We start from the raw sequence: 17,057 nt of genomic DNA on the forward strand, positions 1-17,057 counted from the left end.
CCCATATCATCCCGACCGCCGATTTCCTGAAGCAGAAGCCGAAGACGCGCCTCGCCACGCAATCCGGCCCGATGCTGCTCGTCGCCGGCAAGGTCAACCCGATCTTCATACCCGGCTCGACCGACCGCACGCGGCGCAATGGCGTCGGCCTTGCAGCCGATGGCACGCTCCGCTTCGTCATCAGCGAGGGCAACGTGAATTTCCACGATTTCGCAAGGTTCTTCCGCGACGAACTGAATTGTTCCGATGCGCTCTTCCTCGACGGCGGAAACGGCACCGGCCTCTACAATCCGGCGCTTGGCCGCAACGACACATCCTGGCACGGCGGCTACGGGCCGATCGTCGCGCTGGTGGGCGGCAAACCGGATTAGGCAGCCGCCCTTAGGCCGCCTCTGTCAGGCAGGCTGCATCGCCATCAGCTGCCGCGTCTCGACGATCTCGGCGAAATCCGATTTCAGGTGCGCCATTGTCACGTCGAAGATTTCCCGCGCCGAGAGATCGGCATCCGGCAGGTCGAAGCCGAGCACCGCGTCGCTGACGACGCTCATCTTGAAGCCGAGGTCGCTGCCGGCGCGCACGGTCGTGTTGACGCAGAAGCCGGCGACCGCCCCCGTCACGACCAGATGCGTGATGCCGACCTCGTGCAGATAGCCCTCGAGCTCGGTGGAGGCAAAGGCCGACGACGTGGACTTGATGAAGACGGGCTCGTTCTCCCGCGCCTTCGCGCAGGGCATCGGCTGGTATCCAGGCGCCTTTTCGTTAAGCGCCGACCCTTCCGCGCTGTCGCGGTGACGAACATGGATGACAGGCTTTCGGGCGGCGCGAAAGGCGCCGGCAAGGGCTGCGATATTCTCTCCCGCCTCGCCGTTCACGCGCTCGCGCCCGGCATCGAGCCGCTCCTGCATGACCATCTGCATATCGATGATGAGGAGTGCGCTGGTCATGGTTCCCTGGTCCTTTGCCGCTTGGAGGGCTTTGGAAAAGTTTAGCATCTGCTGCCGGCCAAGTCGCATGCAAAACAGGAAAACGGGCTCGACGGGTCATCACTTCTGCGACAGCAGACAGGAGCCTCAATGCCTCGCCCAGCCGGCGATCACGACAGGACGGCTTCGACGTCAGCCTCGTCGAGATCAGTCAGCAACGTCTGATCAGGACGTTCCCCGGGCCTTGGACCGGCTTCGACGCGCCGGGCTGCCCGATAGCGGCCGGGCGACAGGCCGTGGTGGCGATGGAACAACTTGGAGAACGCCGCGACGGTTTCGTAGCCGACGCGGCTTGCGATCCGGGCGATCCCCTCATCGCTTGATTCCAGCAGGAACGCAGCCTCCGACATCCGGCGTGCGATCAGGTAGCGCTGCATGGACTGGCCGACGAGCTTGGTGAAGCGAGCCGAAAACACCGAGCGGCCGAGCCCTACGCGATGTGCGAGGTCGCGAAGTGTCCAGGGCCGATCCGGTTGCTCGTGGATCAGCTCGAGCGCTCGCCCAATATAGGGGTCCGCCATCGCCCCAAGCCATCCGCCTTCTCCCGGCCGGAGGGATTTGATCCAGCTTCGCAACACTTCGACGAAGAGCACCTCGGTCATTCGCGACAGCGCGACGCGTTGACCGGGACGTGCAAGCGCCGACTCGCTCACCATGCGGCGCAGGATAGCCTCGAGCCAGTCACCATCCATCGCCGGCTTCAAGAGAAGGACGGGCGGAAGCAGTTCCATCACGCTGCCGCGCGCCGGCCACGACAGGATGAAATTGCCGCAGATCATCGTCGAGAGCGGCTTCGTGCTGCCTCCGTGATGAACGACGCCAAGATGCGCGGGTCGGTCGAGATCCGTCACCAGGAAAGGCGTCGTCCCGCTGTCCGAGTAGATCAGATGGGGCTCGCCGCGTGTGATGACGACGAGATCACCCTCCGCCATCAAGAGTTCTTGCCCGTGTTCGAGCGCAAGCGTGGCTGAGCCGCGACTGAGATAATGGAACAGGGCGTAGGGCCGCTGCGGCATGGCCAGGTTCCAGGGATGACCGAGCTCGAAGTGAAAGAGCAGGGTTCCGCTAAGGCGAACGCGATCGAGCACTTCGGCGAGGATGTCCATGTCTGATGTTAATCCGCCGTACGGTCGGACACAATATCCGGACGATCGGGGCCTAACCTCCCGGAACTCTTCGTATTATTTCGTGTCGACGTGAGCCGACAGGCCACCCAGCAAGCAATCTGGAAAACTGCCGCAACACGTACCCAAGCGCCTGCCCTTTCCCATGGGGCGGGGTTGTCGGCATCCCAACAGGAGCAAGCAATGCGAAATAGACTACTCTTAGCCGCCACCGTTCTCGCCGCCGGAGCAGCGTTTGCCGCACCCGCCCATTCGGCCAATCTACCCGCGGGGGCGGCGCACAATATCGTGCTCGTCCATGGCGCTTTCGTCGACCAGTCAAGCTGGAAGCCCGTTGCCGACATTCTCACGAAGAAGGGCTATAACGTGACGCTGGTCGAAAATCCGCTCACGTCGCTGGCTGCGGATGTCGATGCCACCAAGCAGGCACTGGCGAAGCAGGATGGCAAGACCGTCCTCGTTGGTCACTCCTGGGCCGGCGTGGTCATCACGCAAGCCGGTGACGAACCCGAGGTCTCGGCGCTCGTCTACGTCTCCGCCTTCGCGCCTGACGTTGGAGAATCCCTGGCGTCCCTGGCCGCGCACGGCCCGGCAACCGAAGGCACCAACGCCATTCATCCCGACGACAAGGGCAACCTCTATATCGATCCCAAGGTGTTTCCGACGGCGGTCGCCGCCGACCTTCCCCTGAAGGTCGCCGAGTCCCTGGCAAACTCGCAGCTTCCGCTGAACCACACGGCCTACGAGGCTCCGGTCGATATCGCAGCCTGGCACGACAAGCCGACTTTCTATGTGATCACCACGAAGGACAGGGTCATCGCGCCGGAGGCCCAGAAACTGTTCGCGGCCAGGATCAAGGCCAAGACCACCGAGGTGGCCGGCAGCCATGCCTCCCTCGTCGTCCACGCGGACGAGGTTGCCGCCGTCATTGAAAAGGCCGCGCTCGCGAAGTGACGATCCTGCTCCCGGTGCCACCGTGCCGGGAGCAGCTCTCCCCCGCCCCCACCCCAGACAGCGCCCCAAAGATAGCGGCCAAGATATCGCCCAAGACAACCAAGGGCTGAAGCCTCACAAAATACATTACACGCGCCGAAAAATGCGGCTATGATCCCGCCATCATAAGCCGGGGTGGTGAAATGATTTCGTCGCTTCAAAACCTGCTTGCGGGACGTGTCGACGTTTGTGTCGTCGGCTCGGGGCCTGTCGGCCTGGCGCTGGGCATCGCGCTTGCCCGCTCCGGGCTCTCTGTCGCGCTGCTTGAATCCGGCGGCAAGACCATATCCGAGAAGACGAACCGGCTGGCGGCAGCCGCCTCCATCAGCACCGACCACCATGCCGAAGCGAGCCTGACGATCCGCCGCGCGGTCGGCGGCACCTCGAAAGCCTGGGGCGGCCGCTGCGTCGAATTCGACGACAGCGATTTCGATGGCAGGCCGGCGCGCGGCGATGCCCGCTGGCCGATCGAACACAGCGCATTCAGGGCCTATTACGACGATGCCCGCGCCTTTCTCGGCGCCGAGCTGCCGGCAGTCGATATGCCCGACATGGACGGCGAATTCGAACCCTCGATCGAGAGCTGGGCCCGCGAGCCGGATATGGCAAAAGCCCACGGAGCGCTGATCGAGAACCTGCCGAACCTGCACCTCGTCACCCAGGCGACCGTGATCGGCCTCGATCTCGACCGCGAAGGCGCCCGCACGAAACGGCTGATGGTGTGGCATCGCGGCAAGCTGCATTCGCTCGGCGCCACGATCTTCGTTCTGGCCTGCGGCGGGCGCGAAAATGCCAGGCTGCTGCTGGCCGCACAGGAGATCGCGCCGCGGCTTTTCGGCGGCGTCGATGGCCCGCTCGGGCGTTATTACATGGGGCATCTGGCCGGCGAGCTCGCCCGCATCCGTTTTACCGACCGCAGCTTCATGGAAAAGATGTTCTTCCGCCGCAACGGCACCGGCGCCTGGTTCCGCGCGCGGCTGATACCGAGCATCGCCCTGCAGAACGAGCGCGACCTCCYGAACAGCGTCTTCTGGCTGCGCAGTCCACCGCTGGAAGAGGTCTACGCAACGGCAGGCGCGCGTGCGACGCTGAACCTGTTCAAGGCGATCACCGGAAGGCGCAAGATGCGCCGCATGTCCTTCAAGTCGAAAGTATCCGACGCTGCCTCGCTGTCCGATCTTGTCGCAAACCCCGTACAAAGCTTCAACGCCGCCCTGCAGCTGACGACATCAGCGCTCAAATCCGAGCGGCAGCCGAATTTCTTCGTCAAGAACGGCGAGCATCTCTACTGGCTCGCCTATCACGGCGAACAGCGGCCGGTCGCGTCCAACCGCGTGCGGCTGAGCTCCGAGGTCGATGAAACCGGCCTGAAGCGGCTCGCCGTCAGTTTCGACTTCGACGAGGAAGATCTCGCCTCGCTGATCAGGTGCCACCATGCGCTGGCGGAATGGATCGGCACAAGGCAGATCGGCACCTTCGAATGGCTTCACCCCGAAGACGGCCTGCAAACCGCCGTCCGCCGCCAGGCGCTCGACGGCTACCACCAGATCGGCCTGACCCGGATGGGCGCCTCGCCCCGCTCGAGCGTGGTGGACGGCAATTGCCGCTGTCACGACCTCGAAAACCTCTATGTCGCCGGCAGCTCGGTGTTTCCGGTGTCAGGACAGGCCAACCCGACCTTGCCGGCAGTGGCGCTGGCCTTGAGGCTGGCGGATCATCTGAAGGGGGAATTGCGGGCGGAGCGGGCGTGATGGTGCGCCTTGGGGCACCCCCTCTGCCTTGCCGGGCTGCAGGGGAAGAGCCACGGGTCTCGACCCGTCCTTCGCCCCCCACAAGGGTCACGATTTAACCGACGCCCCCGACGGCGACCCGAAACCGTTGCGCCTCTCAGAATTGAACCACGATCAGCTCGGGAGGCTCCTTGTTGAAATCGGAATATCGAATCCACCGCGGCACCGCTTTGAACAACACGGCCCCTCTCTCGATGAACTCCCTGGCGGCCGGAAGGCTGTTGAGATAAGCGTCCTGGTATTGTTCGATATCCGCGGCAGGAACTATTGTCGCCTCACCCTCGTATTGAACCGTGATATTGTCGTCCCATCCGACAACGAACGCGACGCCGGGACGCTCGGCGAGATTGTCGAACTTTCGCGTGTGCGTGAAAGTGCTGAACACGATCTCAAGATTGTCGCGCACCGAGAGGTCGATCGTAGCAGCCTCCGGCTCGCCATTACCATGGCAGGTCGCAATGACCGCCAGGGTGTGCTTCCTCAGGAATTCAAGGATCATGCGTTTCGTATGACCTTCGTCCATTGGCTCATCCCCCGGTGAGTATTCTCGATTTTTGTGCAGTTCCATTTGACAGCCTGCCGGCCTCAGCGGAGTTTGGCCGGATGCGCCGCGAGCTTGAGAGATAGGCGTTCACCGCCCGACCCGGCCATTGATGCGTCCGTTCTAATCCCGTGCCTTCCAGGACGATTAACACATTGCTCGTCCTCGTTCGATGGTGGTGGGCGGCAACTGCCCGGAGATCGAACGGGCAATCGTCGACCGGGCAATGTCAGCCACGGCTGCGCGAATGGCCTCCCGCATCCACGATCGCCCGAACGACCAGCGCGATGCGCTCGTCCCGCAGGCCGGGCCTGATGCGCCCTGCCCGTTCGAGCGCGACAAGCCCGTGAAGGGCTGCCCAGAATGTCTCGGTCACGATCTCCGCATCGGCGCAGAACGGAGATACCGCCGCGGCCAATGCCTCGAAACCGGCCCGAAGCTCCGGCCGCGTCTCGGCCTCGGCGAAGCGCAGCTGGGTCGGGAGGACAAACATGGCCTCGTAGAGCGACGGGCGGCTTTGCGCGAAGTCGAAATAGGCCATGGAAAGATCGGTCAGGGCCTCCCGCCTGCCCTTCGCCCTTTCCGCAGCTGCGCAAAGAGCGGCCGCGAGCTCACTGAATCCCTCGATTGCGACGGCTGTCACGATCGCATCCCTGTTCTCGAAATGCGAATAGAGAACCGGCTGGCTGTATTCGATCTCCTTGGCCAGGCGGCGGATCGTGACGGCCTCCCATCCCTCGTTCTCCGCAATGCCACGGGCTGCCGCGACGATACGATCTTCGCGATCGGCGCGTTCCCGGCTTTTTCGCTCTGCGATACCCATTCTCGACCTCCATGCCCTGCCGCGTGAATGCAGAGATCATATCACGGCTTGAATATCTAGCAACGCTAGCATAAATGTTAGCACTGCTAGATTATTTTAAACCGCTAGAAGGATGGCGTGATGGATTGGCTTCTGAATGGGATCGGGCTGCTTGTGGCCCTTGCAATTATCGCGATCGGCACCGGCTATATTGCGAGCCCGACGACCATGGTGCGCAGCTTCGGCCTGCCGCTCCCGGGCGATGACCCGAATTTCCCCGCATGGTTCCGCCTCAAGGGCGTTCGCGACATCGTCGCCGGATTGCTGGTGCTTGCCTTCATGGTCTGGGGTGTCCAGCGCGAGATCGGCATTGTCCTCTTGATCGAGGCGATCATCCCTCTCGGCGACATGCTGGTCATTCTCGCAGCGAAAGGCTCCACGAAAAGCGCCTTCGGCATTCATGGCCTGACGGCCGCGATCATGGTCCTGGTGGCCGTTCCCATGATTGCAGGTGCGCACTGAGATGGTTCATGTTCTCTCACTCTGGTTCCTCTGTGCCGCATTATCAGGCGCCGGCCTCGTCAACGTCATCGGCACGTCAGGGACACGAAGCGATTTTGCCCGCTGGGGCTATCCGCGCTGGTGGGGCATCCTGACAGGCGGACTTGAGATATCGGCGGCCGCCCTGATTGCGTTTCCAGCCAGTCGAAGCTTCGGCCTGGTGCTCGCCACGGTCATCATCGCAGCCGCGATCGTGACTGTTCTGCGCCACCGGGACATGCAGCACCTTCCGCCGCTGAGCGTCTTCGTCAGCCTCATCGCTCTCGCCGCGATCTCGTCTTGAAACGGCCTATACCCTCGCGGGATTCACAGGGTTGCACAACTCGAGGTAGCGCAACATCTGTTAGAACATTTCCCGGGCACCAATGATCTCTGACGGGATAATCCGCAATGGCTAATTGTTGTTATCGCGATCCCTGGTGCATCATTTCGCCGGCTGGTTGGGAAGACCAGCGGGAGATCATCGGCATCCAGGTGGAGGACGGAAACATGAAGCGCATCGCAGCTTTGGCAGTGGTCCTTGTCTTCGGCGCATTCCCCGCAATCGCCGCGACGGCGATGACGGGCAAGGAACTGACGGCCCTGTTGTCAAACGGCAAGGAACTCACCCTGGGCGGACCGAAGGAGGGGTATGCCGGCATGCTGTCCATATCGAAGGACGGGACCGCCAAGGGTCAGGTCAAGCTCGACAATGGCGACGTGATCCTGATCGAAGGCAAATGGCACATTGCCGGCAACAGGTTTTGCCGAACCTGGAAGGGTCGGGACGACGGAAAGGAAATCTGCGAGACCTGGAACAAGATCGGCCCGAACTCCGTGCGTGTCATGAACGGCAAGCGCGATATGGGCCTCAACTCGTGGTGATCGACGGCGAGGCCCCGTCCTCGCCTCAGTCAGGAGGTCACTCGCCCGGCAGGTCGCCGGCTGCCCGCAGTCTCGACATGCCGAGCTGCACGACCTTGATCATATGCGTCATTCGCAGCCCCCGGCCGGCCTGATACTCCTCGAGGCTGGGGCGCATGTGGACGAGATAGTCGAGTTCCCTGTGCCGCCCCTCCCGCGCCGCCTGGACGCCGGCGGACCAGATGCGGTCGAAAAGCACACGCGTGCCGTCTCGGTTGGACATATCAGCCTTTTCGGATTGCAGTTCGGAAGCGGAATAGAACGAACTGGAGCGGCCAAAGTTCCCTCAACCTCGCCCTTGGTACGGCAACGCACCCTTTCCCCGTCCGGGCAGCAAAAGACGGAACATTGAGAGCCTCGTCAGGTTGAGCCTCTGTCACAAAGCTCCAATTGAAGAGGCAATACCGATGTTTCTGAGAATCCTTGCAACGTCCGCCCTCGCCCTCACCCTGGCGGCCCCGGTCATGGCACAGTCTTCCGGCAGTTCAGGCGGCAGCTCGGGCGGCACATCCGGCAGCGGCAGCAGCACCTCCGGCACCAATGGCAACAGCAACGGCAACGGCACCGGCAGCAACATGAACGGCGGCGGCACCAACGGCGGCGCGACGGACAAGAGCACGACCGGCTCGACCAACAACGCCGGCAATCCCTCCAGCAACACCACCAATTCCGGCTCTTCGGGCGGCGACCCGAACGACTGCCAGCGCACGACCAACAGCGGCACAGGCAACCCGGCGCCGACCCCTTCGACGAATTCGGTCCAGCCGGATGCGGCGAACGCCTGCTGATCCTCCCCTCGCCATAGCCCGGCTGAAAGTGGCCCGGCTGCCGACGGATAAATGTCAGCCGGGAGCCGGGTCATTCATGGCGCGGTGAGCGTCACTTCGCCCGGACCGAGATGCTGGTCAGTTTCAGCCTGTCGTCTGCCGACAGCGGCTCAAGCGCCATGATCAGCGCCTCGCCGAGCGAGAACGCCTTCAGGTCAGACGTCCTGACGACGGTGTCGATCGTAAAGACAGTCTCGAAGACCTGGCGCTCCGGCAGGCCTATCGAATGTTTCTCGACCGCCAGCACCTGGAACGGATACGGCCTGACGGCGGCCGTGTGGACGGCGGCCAGCGCCATTTCGAGGTGTACGTTCACGAGATCGACGAGCTGCTCGATATTGCTGAGAATACCCGCGCGGTCCTTCACCTCGCGGTGATGAGAGCAGAGATTGCGCGCGTCGCGCACCCTTCTGAACATGCCCATGAAGACTTCGAGGTCCAAAGGCGCGCCGTGATGAAGCCTGTCCGGTATCGAGGTCTTGAACTGCACCCATTGTTCGCGGATCAGCTCTTCGATGTCGGAGAGCTTGCTCCTCTCCAGCATCTTCCTGCCATCGCTCAAGGTCGGGATCAGCGTTCCGTGCAGTCCCTGCCCATCTATGCCTCTCAGCATGTTCTCGATCACGCGAGGCGTACCCGCCGTGACGCTGACCCCGTTGATATCGGAAAAATCGGAGGATTTGCCGCCGCGCTTGATGTGGGTATAGATATCGCTCCACCATCGGGGCGTGCCATAATGATGCTCCATCCATGCCGACAGATGCGTGCGGTAGGCCGCTTCGAACAATGACAATGCCGGAAAGAGTTTCGATTGCTCGCCGAGCTTTCGATAATAGGTGCGGATGATTTTCGGGATGAGCGCGGCAGCTTCGCACTTCGTTCCCGCCGCCTCGGCACGAGCCTTGGCCTTCGCGACGCTTCTGGCGACCCCGCGCAGTTCCTTCAATGCGCTGGTGAGGAAGTCGCCATTGGCCTGCGCGCAAAGAGCAGTAAACTGAGCTCTCTCGTAGATTTCCAGCTCGATTTCAAACTCTGCCAGCAGCCCCTCGGCATGCTTTTCGACGACAGTTTTCATGAACTTGCAACCGCGTTTGCTTTACGGTAGCGTTACACCCAATGGTTTGGGTTGCATAGATAATTTGCAACTGAATGGGTGCCATGGGGCTTGACATTGCCGGGGTGAACACTTACTTTCGATGCACTCCGTTGCGATGCCCTTAGGGGGGCTGTGCGCATTCTGCAGAGATTGCGACGCGAATGAGTCTAAACAACCCAAAAGAGGCCCTTCGAGGCCTCTTTTATTTTTTGTGCCCTCTGCACGACCACTTCCCCTATTCCTCGGTCTCCTCGCCGGCAGGCTTGGTGCTGAACAGGTTCTTCAGCGCATTGGTCTTGGATTTCTGCGCCTTGCTGAGCTTCAGCGCGCGATTGGCGGCCTTGGCCTGTTCCAGCATCATTTCGATCTGGATCTGCTGGATCTCGGTCAGCCGCTCCCACTGCCGGTTCAGCAGGTGATCGACCTTTTCATGCAGGTGGCGGATTTCGAGTTCCGCCTTAAGATTGACCTTGTAATCGTTGAGCGCCCTCAGCCGGTCCTTTGCTTCCTGGCGGCGCTGGCTCATCATGATGATCGGCGCCTGCAGGGCGGCGATGGTCGAAAGGATGAGGTTCAGCAGGATGAAGGGATAGACGTCGAAGGCAGCCTTGTCGCCCAGCGCCAGGTTGATGCCCATCCAGACGGCGAGAAAGAAGCAGAAGGAGATGATGAAGGTCCAGCTGCCGCCGAAGGTGGCGACGACATCGGCGACACGATCGCCGAGCGAACGGCGTTCCTCGTAATCCTCTTCGATGTTTTCGGCGAGCGTGTCGTGGCTCTTCAGGCTCTCGACGACTTCATCTTCCAGGTTGGAGAGCTCGCCGCGTTCGTCGCGCAGCAATTCGGCAATATACTGGCCGCGATAATCATCGATCAGCTTGCGGCTGATATAATCGTCCGAACGGAGGCCCGGATGTTTCTGCCGCACGAAATCGGCAAGCGCCGGTCGCAGATCGTCGAAATGGAAGGCGTCCTTCTTCTTCAGCGTAGCGCCGGTGATCGCATCCACCAGCTTGACCGACTTTGCCTTCGCCTGCGCCAGGCTCTTGGAATAGTCGTCCATCTCGACGGTGGCCGCCTCTCCGTGCCCCGCATCGAAGTCGACGATTTCGCCCGTCAGGTCCAGGGGCTTCTCTTCTGCCATCTGCCGATCCTCGCTGCCGATTTTTCGCCCGTCTAGCCATCAATTCCAACAGGATTGTGACATGCAACCGTCTCTGAATTGAGCAATATCTGCGGCAAATTAGCCGCCTCAGCGCCGGGGGCAAGAAGGCGCGCCAAAGCCCCTTCCGCAATGGTGGCAATCCCCTCCCCAACCCCTTCCCACAGGTAGGAGGGGCGAACCGGTGGCACTGCCTCGCCGCTTCCGTGACGGCGAGATGTGGCAAGCAAGTACGGCGGGTTAAACCCAGCCGATGAAGACGGCAACCTGCGCCATTGCGTCGCTTCGTCGGTTCATTGCCGGTGCTGCGCAATGGCATATGTTTCGTCGCTGTGTTTTCGTCAGAAAGCGAGGACGTTTGATGTTCTGCGCATTGCAACGCCTGCCATTTGCCGGCTTCCTTTTTCTCTTCGGCCTGATCCTCGGCCCGGTATTTCTCCTCGGCCCGAAGGACGCTCATGCCGATGACCTCCTGACCTACCGATGGCAGGGCGTCGACCGCACCGCGATCCTGCATATTCCCGCCGGCGCGGCGGGGCATCCGGCCCCGCTCGTCATCGTCATGTACGGGTCCGACGACAAGGCCGCCAACTTCCAGAAGAACAGCGGTTTCGATGCCGTCGCCGATCGCGAGAACTTCATTACCCTCTATCCGGAAGCGATCGATGGCGCCTGGAATATCAAATCCAGAAAACCTGCCATCAATGGCGAGCCGGTCGACGACATCGGCTTTTTCCGCACCATGATCGACGATCTCGTCAGCCGGAAGATCGCCGATGGCTCGAGGGTCTATGCGACTGGCTTCTCCTTCGGCGCGCTGATGACCTATACGCTCGCCTGCGCGCTTCCCGACAGGATATCGGCGATCGCGCCCGTCGCCAGCGCGATCAACGAAGCGCAGGTCGAAGATTGCAAGCCCGGCCACCCCATGCCGGTCATGATGATCAACGGCACGAGCGACGACGTGCAGCGCTACGACGGCTATATCCGCTCCTTCGGACGGCTGCTTTCCGTGCCCGAGACGACCGAATACTGGCGGCGGATCGACGGCTGCACCGGGGAGACGTCAACGCCGCTGCCGCACCTGAACCCGCATGACCTCACCCGCGCCAGTCTCGTGCAATGGACCGGATGCCAGGCCGATACGGGCGTTCAACTGTATCGCATCGAAAACGGCGGCCACTGCTGGCCCCGCCTCGCCAGGCCCGACACCGGCTCCGGCATGGACGATCCGCCGGACGGACCGCGTTTCGGGGGATGCAGCAACGATATCGAGACGGCGGCCGAAGTCTGGAGCTTTATCAGCCGCTATCACGGCGAGTGACCGGGAAGCGGCATGGAGATCGGCAAGCCTATCCTGAGAGCGCGGATTTCTCAGGCGAAGCGGGCTGCCGATCGTGCTTTCGCCTTGGCGGCGACTTCCTCGCGGTCGCGGGGCGGTTGCGACGTCTCCATCGAATCGAGCAATTCACGGGCACAATTGGCAATCGCCATGACCGCGTTTTCGAAAGCTGCCTCGTTGCGTTTCGATGGCTTGTTGGTTCCGCTGAGCTTGCGCACGAACTGGAGCGCCGCATCGTGGATTTCCGCGTCCGTCGCCGGCGGATCGAAATTGAACAGGGGCTTGATGTTCCGGCACATGCCTTTGCTTCCCTTTGATATCTTCGCCACGGAGGGGCGTGGCTTCCCCCGAAAGTTAGTCCTGTGCGTGCCAATTGCAACGGACCATATCGCGATCATGCGGAAAGCAAAAATCGGCCGGATGGCTGTCGGTATTGCGCCACCTCGAACGTCCTTTGGTGCACAAGGCGAGGCCTTGTAGAGTGAAACAGCAGCCTGGAGATCGGGAATATGGCGCTCAAGCGAATGGACAATGTGGGAATCGTCGTCGAAGACCTCGGAGAAGCGATCGATTTCTTTCGCGAACTCGGCCTCGAACTCGAAGGCCGGGCCATGATCGAGGGAGAATGGGCCGGACGGGTCACGGGCCTCGGCGATCAGCATGTCGAGATCGCCATGATGCGCACGCCTGACGGCCATAGCCGGCTCGAACTCTCCCGCTTCCTGAGGCCGCAGGTCGTCGCCGACCACCGGAATGCCCCGGTCAACGCGCTGGGTTACCTCCGCGTCATGTTCGCCGTCGACGATATCGACGAGACGCTCGAAAGGCTGCGTGCGCGCGGCGCCGAACTCGTCGGCGAAGTCGTCCGGTATCAGGACACCTACCGGCTCTGCTACATCCGCGGCCCCGAAGGCATCCTCATCGGGCTTGCCCAGGAACTTGGGTGAGCTGAACGGCCAGGAGCGAGAACAGTGAGCTGCCGTCGGCGACTTCGCCGGAGGCAAGAGCATATTTCTCAGCGTATTTGCCTTCCGACACGCTATAGTCGCGGCTGGCTAGCGGGAGGCGCTCATGGCTGACAACGACCGTTCACGGCATATTACCCAAGGCATTGCCCGTTCCCCCAATCGCGCGATGTATTATGCGCTGGGTTATGCGAAAGCCGATTTCGACAAGCCGATGATCGGCATCGCCAACGGGCACTCGACGATCACGCCGTGCAATGCCGGGCTCCAGCCGCTTGCCGATGCGGCGGTCGCAGCCATCAAGGCGGCCGGAGCCAATCCGCAGACCTTCGGCACGCCGACCATCTCGGACGGCATGGCCATGGGAACGGAGGGCATGAAATATTCCCTCGTCTCGCGCGAGGTTATCGCCGATTGCGTGGAAACCTCGGTGCAGGGCCAGTGGATGGACGGCGTTCTCGTGATCGGCGGGTGCGACAAGAACATGCCGGGCGGCATGATCGGCATTCTGCGCGCCAACGTCCCGGCCATCTATGTCTATGGCGGCACCATCAAGCCCGGTCGCTGGAAGGACCAGAGCCTTTCCATCGTCTCCGCTTTCGAGGCCGTCGGCGCTTACATCGCCGGAAGGATGAGCGCCGAGGATTTCGAGGGTATCGAGCGCAATGCCTGCCCGACAACGGGATCCTGCGGCGGCATGTACACCGCAAACACCATGAGTTCGTCCTTCGAGGCGCTCGGCATGTCGCTGCTCTACTCCTCCAACATGGCCAATCCCGATCAGGAAAAGATCGACAGCACGGTCGAGTCCGCGCGCGTCCTGGTGGACGCCGTAAGAGCCGGCATCCGGCCGCGCGACATCGTCACGCGCAAGTCGATTGAAAATGCCGTGGCGCTGATCATGGCCACGGGAGGTTCGACGAATGCGGTGCTGCACTATCTCGCCATTGCCCATGCGGCCGAGGTGGAATGGACGCTGGAGGATTTCGAGCGGATACGCCGCAAGGTACCTGTCATCTGCGATCTCAAGCCGTCCGGCCGCTACATGGCTGTCGATCTCCACTCTGCAGGCGGCATTCCCCAGGTTCTGAAGCTGCTGCTCAATGCCGGCCTCCTGCACGGCGACTGTCTGACGATCACCGGCAGGACGATATCAGACGAGCTCTCGGCCGTGCCCGACGAGCCGTCTGCCGACCAGGAGGTTATCCGGTCGCTCGCGGCGCCACTCTATCGCGAGGGACATCTCGCCATCCTCACGGGCAATCTGGCGGAAGGCGGCGCGGTGGCAAAGATCAGCGGTCTCAAGAGCCCGGTCATTACCGGCCCGGCGCGCGTCTTCGACGACGAGCAATCCGCAATGGACGCTATTTTGTCGGACAGGATCAGGGCCGGCGATATCATGGTCCTGCGTTACCTCGGGCCGAAGGGCGGTCCGGGAATGCCGGAAATGCTCGCCCCGACATCCGCTATCGTCGGACGTGGCCTTGGAGAAAGCGTCGGCCTCATCACCGATGGACGCTTCTCCGGCGGCACATGGGGCATGGTGGTCGGGCATGTCACGCCCGAAGCCTTCGAGGGGGGAACGATCGCACTTGTCCACGAGGGCGACCAGATCACCATCGACGCCCATCGCCAGCTTCTGCAGCTCGACGTCCCCGATGAGGAGATTGCGCGACGCCGAAGCCTCTGGGTCCAGCCTCCACCGCGCTACCGGCGCGGCGTCCTCGCCAAGTTCGCGGCCCTGGTCCGACCGGCGAACGAGGGAGCCGTGACGGGCTGAGGCCCGCTTCGACCGTAAGGCACTCGCGTTACTGATCCTCATTCGCCGACCTCGACGCCGTCGGTCACAAGGACCACGGCTCGATGAAGGTGGAGTATGCCTGGACTTGCCCCTGCCCCTTGTTGACTCACCGACGGTTGAACAATAACTTGCTAATTCGGTCGTTAGGCTTGTCCTCATATGACGGATCAATCTCTTCAGCGTCGCCTTGCCGCCATCGTCGTTGCCGATGTGGTGGGATATTCACGCCTGATGGAGGCAGATGAAGTCGCAACGCTGGAGAACCTCAGGGAACTCCGTTCCGGCACGATCGAGCCGGCCGTGATGCGCCACAAAGGCCGCATCTTCAAGGTTATGGGCGACGGCTTCCTGATCGAATTCGGCAGCGCGGTGGAAGCGGTCGCGGCAGCGTTGGAAATGCAGCTGGCCACCGCCGCCGTCGAGGCTTCCGGAGACCGGAGCCTGCTCTTGCGCATAGGCGTCAATCTCGGAGATGTCATTGACGAGGGGTCAGACGTCCTCGGCGACGGGGTCAATGTCGCGGCGCGCCTCGAGAGACTGGCCGCGCCGGGAGGCATCTGCATTTCATCCAGCGTTCACGGCGAGATCCTCGGCAAGATCGACGACCGCTTCTTCGATGCAGGCGAACGCTACCTGAAGAACCTCACTCGCCCGGTCCACGTTTGGCATTGGCCGGATGCGCTGCAGAGCATATTGCCGCTGCCGGAAAATCCCTCGATCGCCGTATTGCCGTTCACGAACATGAGTGGGGATGAAACGGACGCGCCTTTCGTCGACGGCTTGACGGAAGACCTGATCACCGACCTTTCCCGCACGGCCGGCCTGTTCGTCATCGCGCGCAATTCCGTCTACGGCTACAAGGGCAAGCCGGTCAACGTGAAGCTGGTCGCCCAGGAACTCGGCGTCCGCTACGTCCTGGAGGGGAGCGCCAGACGCGCAATGGGCCGTGTCCGCATCAATGCCCAGCTGGTCGACACGCTTGCCGGCGGCCACTTGTGGGCCGAGAGGTTCGACAGGACCGTGGAAGATGTTTTCGAACTGCAGGATGAAGTCAACGCCAAGATCGTCGAAGCCCTCGTCGGCCGGCTGACCATCCCGCCGCAGCGCAATCGGCCGAAGAATTTTGAGGCCTACGACCTGTGTGTGCGCGCCCGCCTCCTGACGGAAGAGTCGCCGCAAACCGAGCGTGAGGCCCATATGCTGCTCCAGCGCGCGCTCAAGCTCGAGCCGTCCTATGCCGAGGCACTCGGCCTGCTCGCCTATAACCGCTGGCTGGCCTGGACGCATTTCGGAGAGCCCGAAGATCCCAACCGGGAGATGGCGACGACATCGGCGCAGAAGGCGGTCGACCTCGACCCCAACGATGCCGGCTGCCGTTACGTCCTGGGGACCATCCTGGCTTACGAGCGGCGATGGCAGGAATCGGAGGCCGCCTTCGCCAAGGCCCTGGAGCTGGACCCCAACCACGCCGACACCTGGGCCGCCATGTCGGACATTTCCGTGCTGGACGGCAGGATTGCCGACGGACTGGCGCAGATCGAAAAAGCCCTGCGGCTCAATCCCCGTCCGGCCTGCTGGTATCTTTGTCATCTTGGCCAGGCGCAATACGCCGCGCGCGACTATGAGGCAGCAGCCGCGACACTGCGCAGGGAAGACACCTATCGCACCAACTCACGCAAATTCCTGGCCGCCACGCTTGCGCAATTGGGCCACCATGACGAGGCGCTGCGAGAAGCAGAATTGTTCCTGATCGCCCACCCTCATTTCACGATCGCCCATTGGCTCAACTCCCAGCCGCTGCGCGATGCATCTGTGAGGGACCACTTTGTCGACGGTTTCAGGAAGGCCGGCCTGCCGGAGATGTGACAGGGGGCACAATCCGACGCCCATCGGCAACTGCTGCAGTTCGATGTCTCGGATGAAGAGATTGCGAGACGCCGTCAGACCCAAAGTTCGCTTCTAGCAACCTGGATCCAGAAACCGTCAGTCTGTTTTCGGCCCGAAGCGGACTTCCAAGCTGACCTGAGACCCATCGTCCCTCCAGTTTTCAGGAGAGTCTTGGGTTTTCAATTGGCCTTATGCGGCCTGTTTTTCCATAGCCATTTTCGTTGCGAATTCACTGGGTGTGATGTTGCCCAGTGAAGAGTGTGGTCTGTTTCGGTTGTAG

19 protein-coding genes are annotated in these 17,057 nt (G+C 62.0%); 11 read left to right on the forward strand and 8 right to left on the reverse strand.

Annotated features, from left to right (window positions below; genetic code table 11):
• Nucleotides 1–371 (forward strand): phosphodiester glycosidase family protein (locus tag AC1DF8_RS35835; RefSeq protein WP_478157527.1); only part of this gene is annotated, 371 nt, incomplete at its 5' end.
• A 24-nt stretch (nucleotides 372–395) separates the two neighbouring features.
• On the opposite strand, the gene AC1DF8_RS35840 is transcribed toward AC1DF8_RS35835, so the two are convergent.
• Nucleotides 396–944, reverse strand: coding sequence for an isochorismatase family protein (locus AC1DF8_RS35840; RefSeq protein ID WP_112546683.1), 549 nt, complete (start codon nucleotides 942–944; stop codon nucleotides 396–398).
• Between the two features lie 149 nt (nucleotides 945–1,093).
• Nucleotides 1,094–2,089 (reverse strand): AraC family transcriptional regulator, encoded by a 996-nt coding sequence (locus AC1DF8_RS35845; RefSeq protein ID WP_113145729.1) that lies wholly within the window; start codon nucleotides 2,087–2,089, stop codon nucleotides 1,094–1,096.
• Between the two features lie 201 nt (nucleotides 2,090–2,290).
• On the opposite strand from AC1DF8_RS35845, the gene AC1DF8_RS35850 reads away from it, so the two are divergent.
• Nucleotides 2,291–3,061, forward strand: coding sequence for an alpha/beta hydrolase (locus tag AC1DF8_RS35850; protein ID WP_112546515.1), 771 nt, complete (start codon nucleotides 2,291–2,293; stop codon nucleotides 3,059–3,061).
• Nucleotides 3,062–3,243: 182 nt separating this feature from the next.
• Nucleotides 3,244–4,851: a GMC oxidoreductase gene (locus AC1DF8_RS35855; RefSeq protein WP_478157530.1), complete on the forward strand. Its 1,608-nt coding sequence runs from the start codon at nucleotides 3,244–3,246 to the stop codon at nucleotides 4,849–4,851.
• A 136-nt stretch (nucleotides 4,852–4,987) separates the two neighbouring features.
• Here AC1DF8_RS35855 and AC1DF8_RS35860 read toward each other — a convergent pair whose 3' ends face one another.
• Nucleotides 4,988–5,458, reverse strand: coding sequence for a pyridoxamine 5'-phosphate oxidase family protein (locus AC1DF8_RS35860; RefSeq protein WP_478157532.1), 471 nt, complete (start codon nucleotides 5,456–5,458; stop codon nucleotides 4,988–4,990).
• A 202-nt stretch (nucleotides 5,459–5,660) separates the two neighbouring features.
• Complete coding sequence (locus AC1DF8_RS35865) at nucleotides 5,661–6,254, reverse strand: TetR/AcrR family transcriptional regulator (protein WP_478157534.1); 594 nt, start codon at nucleotides 6,252–6,254, stop codon at nucleotides 5,661–5,663.
• 120 nt (nucleotides 6,255–6,374) lie between these two features.
• On the opposite strand from AC1DF8_RS35865, the gene AC1DF8_RS35870 reads away from it, so the two are divergent.
• The 3 genes from AC1DF8_RS35870 (at nucleotide 6,375) to AC1DF8_RS35880 (ending at nucleotide 7,658) form a co-directional block, all read left to right on the forward strand.
• Nucleotides 6,375–6,755, forward strand: coding sequence for a DUF4267 domain-containing protein (locus AC1DF8_RS35870; RefSeq protein WP_478157536.1), 381 nt, complete (start codon nucleotides 6,375–6,377; stop codon nucleotides 6,753–6,755).
• Nucleotide 6,756: 1 nt separating this feature from the next.
• Complete coding sequence (locus AC1DF8_RS35875; RefSeq protein WP_113116343.1) at nucleotides 6,757–7,077, forward strand: DoxX family protein; 321 nt, start codon at nucleotides 6,757–6,759, stop codon at nucleotides 7,075–7,077.
• Nucleotides 7,078–7,283: 206 nt separating this feature from the next.
• Entirely contained in the window at nucleotides 7,284–7,658 is a 375-nt protein-coding gene (locus AC1DF8_RS35880) for a hypothetical protein (RefSeq protein WP_478157549.1), read from the forward strand.
• 37 nt (nucleotides 7,659–7,695) lie between these two features.
• Here the strand turns inward: AC1DF8_RS35880 and AC1DF8_RS35885 are convergent, their stop codons facing one another.
• Nucleotides 7,696–7,920 carry a hypothetical protein gene (locus tag AC1DF8_RS35885; protein WP_112546509.1) on the reverse strand — a complete coding sequence of 75 codons (225 nt, stop codon included), beginning with the start codon at nucleotides 7,918–7,920 and terminating at the stop codon, nucleotides 7,696–7,698.
• A gap of 184 nt (nucleotides 7,921–8,104) precedes the next feature.
• Here AC1DF8_RS35885 and AC1DF8_RS35890 point away from each other — a divergent pair, with 184 nt between their 5' ends.
• The gene (locus tag AC1DF8_RS35890) at nucleotides 8,105–8,485 is read left to right on the forward strand and encodes an oxidoreductase (protein WP_478157538.1); all 381 of its coding nucleotides are present in this window, start codon (nucleotides 8,105–8,107) and stop codon (nucleotides 8,483–8,485) included.
• A 91-nt stretch (nucleotides 8,486–8,576) separates the two neighbouring features.
• Here the strand turns inward: AC1DF8_RS35890 and AC1DF8_RS35895 are convergent, their stop codons facing one another.
• Together AC1DF8_RS35895 and AC1DF8_RS35900 are read right to left on the reverse strand one after the other, a co-directional pair.
• Nucleotides 8,577–9,599, reverse strand: coding sequence for a hypothetical protein (locus AC1DF8_RS35895; RefSeq protein ID WP_478157540.1), 1,023 nt, complete (start codon nucleotides 9,597–9,599; stop codon nucleotides 8,577–8,579).
• Between the two features lie 256 nt (nucleotides 9,600–9,855).
• A complete protein-coding gene (locus tag AC1DF8_RS35900) occupies nucleotides 9,856–10,764 on the reverse strand; it encodes a DUF1003 domain-containing protein (RefSeq protein WP_113145736.1) in 909 nt (302 codons plus the stop codon).
• Nucleotides 10,765–11,143: 379 nt separating this feature from the next.
• Here AC1DF8_RS35900 and AC1DF8_RS35905 point away from each other — a divergent pair, with 379 nt between their 5' ends.
• Nucleotides 11,144–12,106, forward strand: coding sequence for a CE1 family esterase (locus AC1DF8_RS35905; RefSeq protein WP_478157543.1), 963 nt, complete (start codon nucleotides 11,144–11,146; stop codon nucleotides 12,104–12,106).
• Nucleotides 12,107–12,156: 50 nt separating this feature from the next.
• Here the strand turns inward: AC1DF8_RS35905 and AC1DF8_RS35910 are convergent, their stop codons facing one another.
• Nucleotides 12,157–12,423 (reverse strand): DUF2277 domain-containing protein, encoded by a 267-nt coding sequence (locus AC1DF8_RS35910; RefSeq protein ID WP_112547968.1) that lies wholly within the window; start codon nucleotides 12,421–12,423, stop codon nucleotides 12,157–12,159.
• Between the two features lie 210 nt (nucleotides 12,424–12,633).
• Here AC1DF8_RS35910 and AC1DF8_RS35915 point away from each other — a divergent pair, with 210 nt between their 5' ends.
• The 3 genes from AC1DF8_RS35915 (at nucleotide 12,634) to AC1DF8_RS35925 (ending at nucleotide 16,756) form a co-directional block, all read left to right on the forward strand.
• Nucleotides 12,634–13,071, forward strand: coding sequence for a VOC family protein (locus AC1DF8_RS35915; protein ID WP_113145738.1), 438 nt, complete (start codon nucleotides 12,634–12,636; stop codon nucleotides 13,069–13,071).
• Nucleotides 13,072–13,195: 124 nt separating this feature from the next.
• Nucleotides 13,196–14,869: a dihydroxy-acid dehydratase gene (ilvD, locus tag AC1DF8_RS35920; protein ID WP_478157545.1), complete on the forward strand. Its 1,674-nt coding sequence runs from the start codon at nucleotides 13,196–13,198 to the stop codon at nucleotides 14,867–14,869.
• 180 nt (nucleotides 14,870–15,049) lie between these two features.
• A complete protein-coding gene (locus AC1DF8_RS35925; protein WP_478157547.1) occupies nucleotides 15,050–16,756 on the forward strand; it encodes an adenylate/guanylate cyclase domain-containing protein in 1,707 nt (568 codons plus the stop codon).
• The last annotated feature ends 301 nt before the right edge of the window (nucleotides 16,757–17,057 follow it).

Source organism: Rhizobium sp. 05N49 (assembly GCF_056396805.1).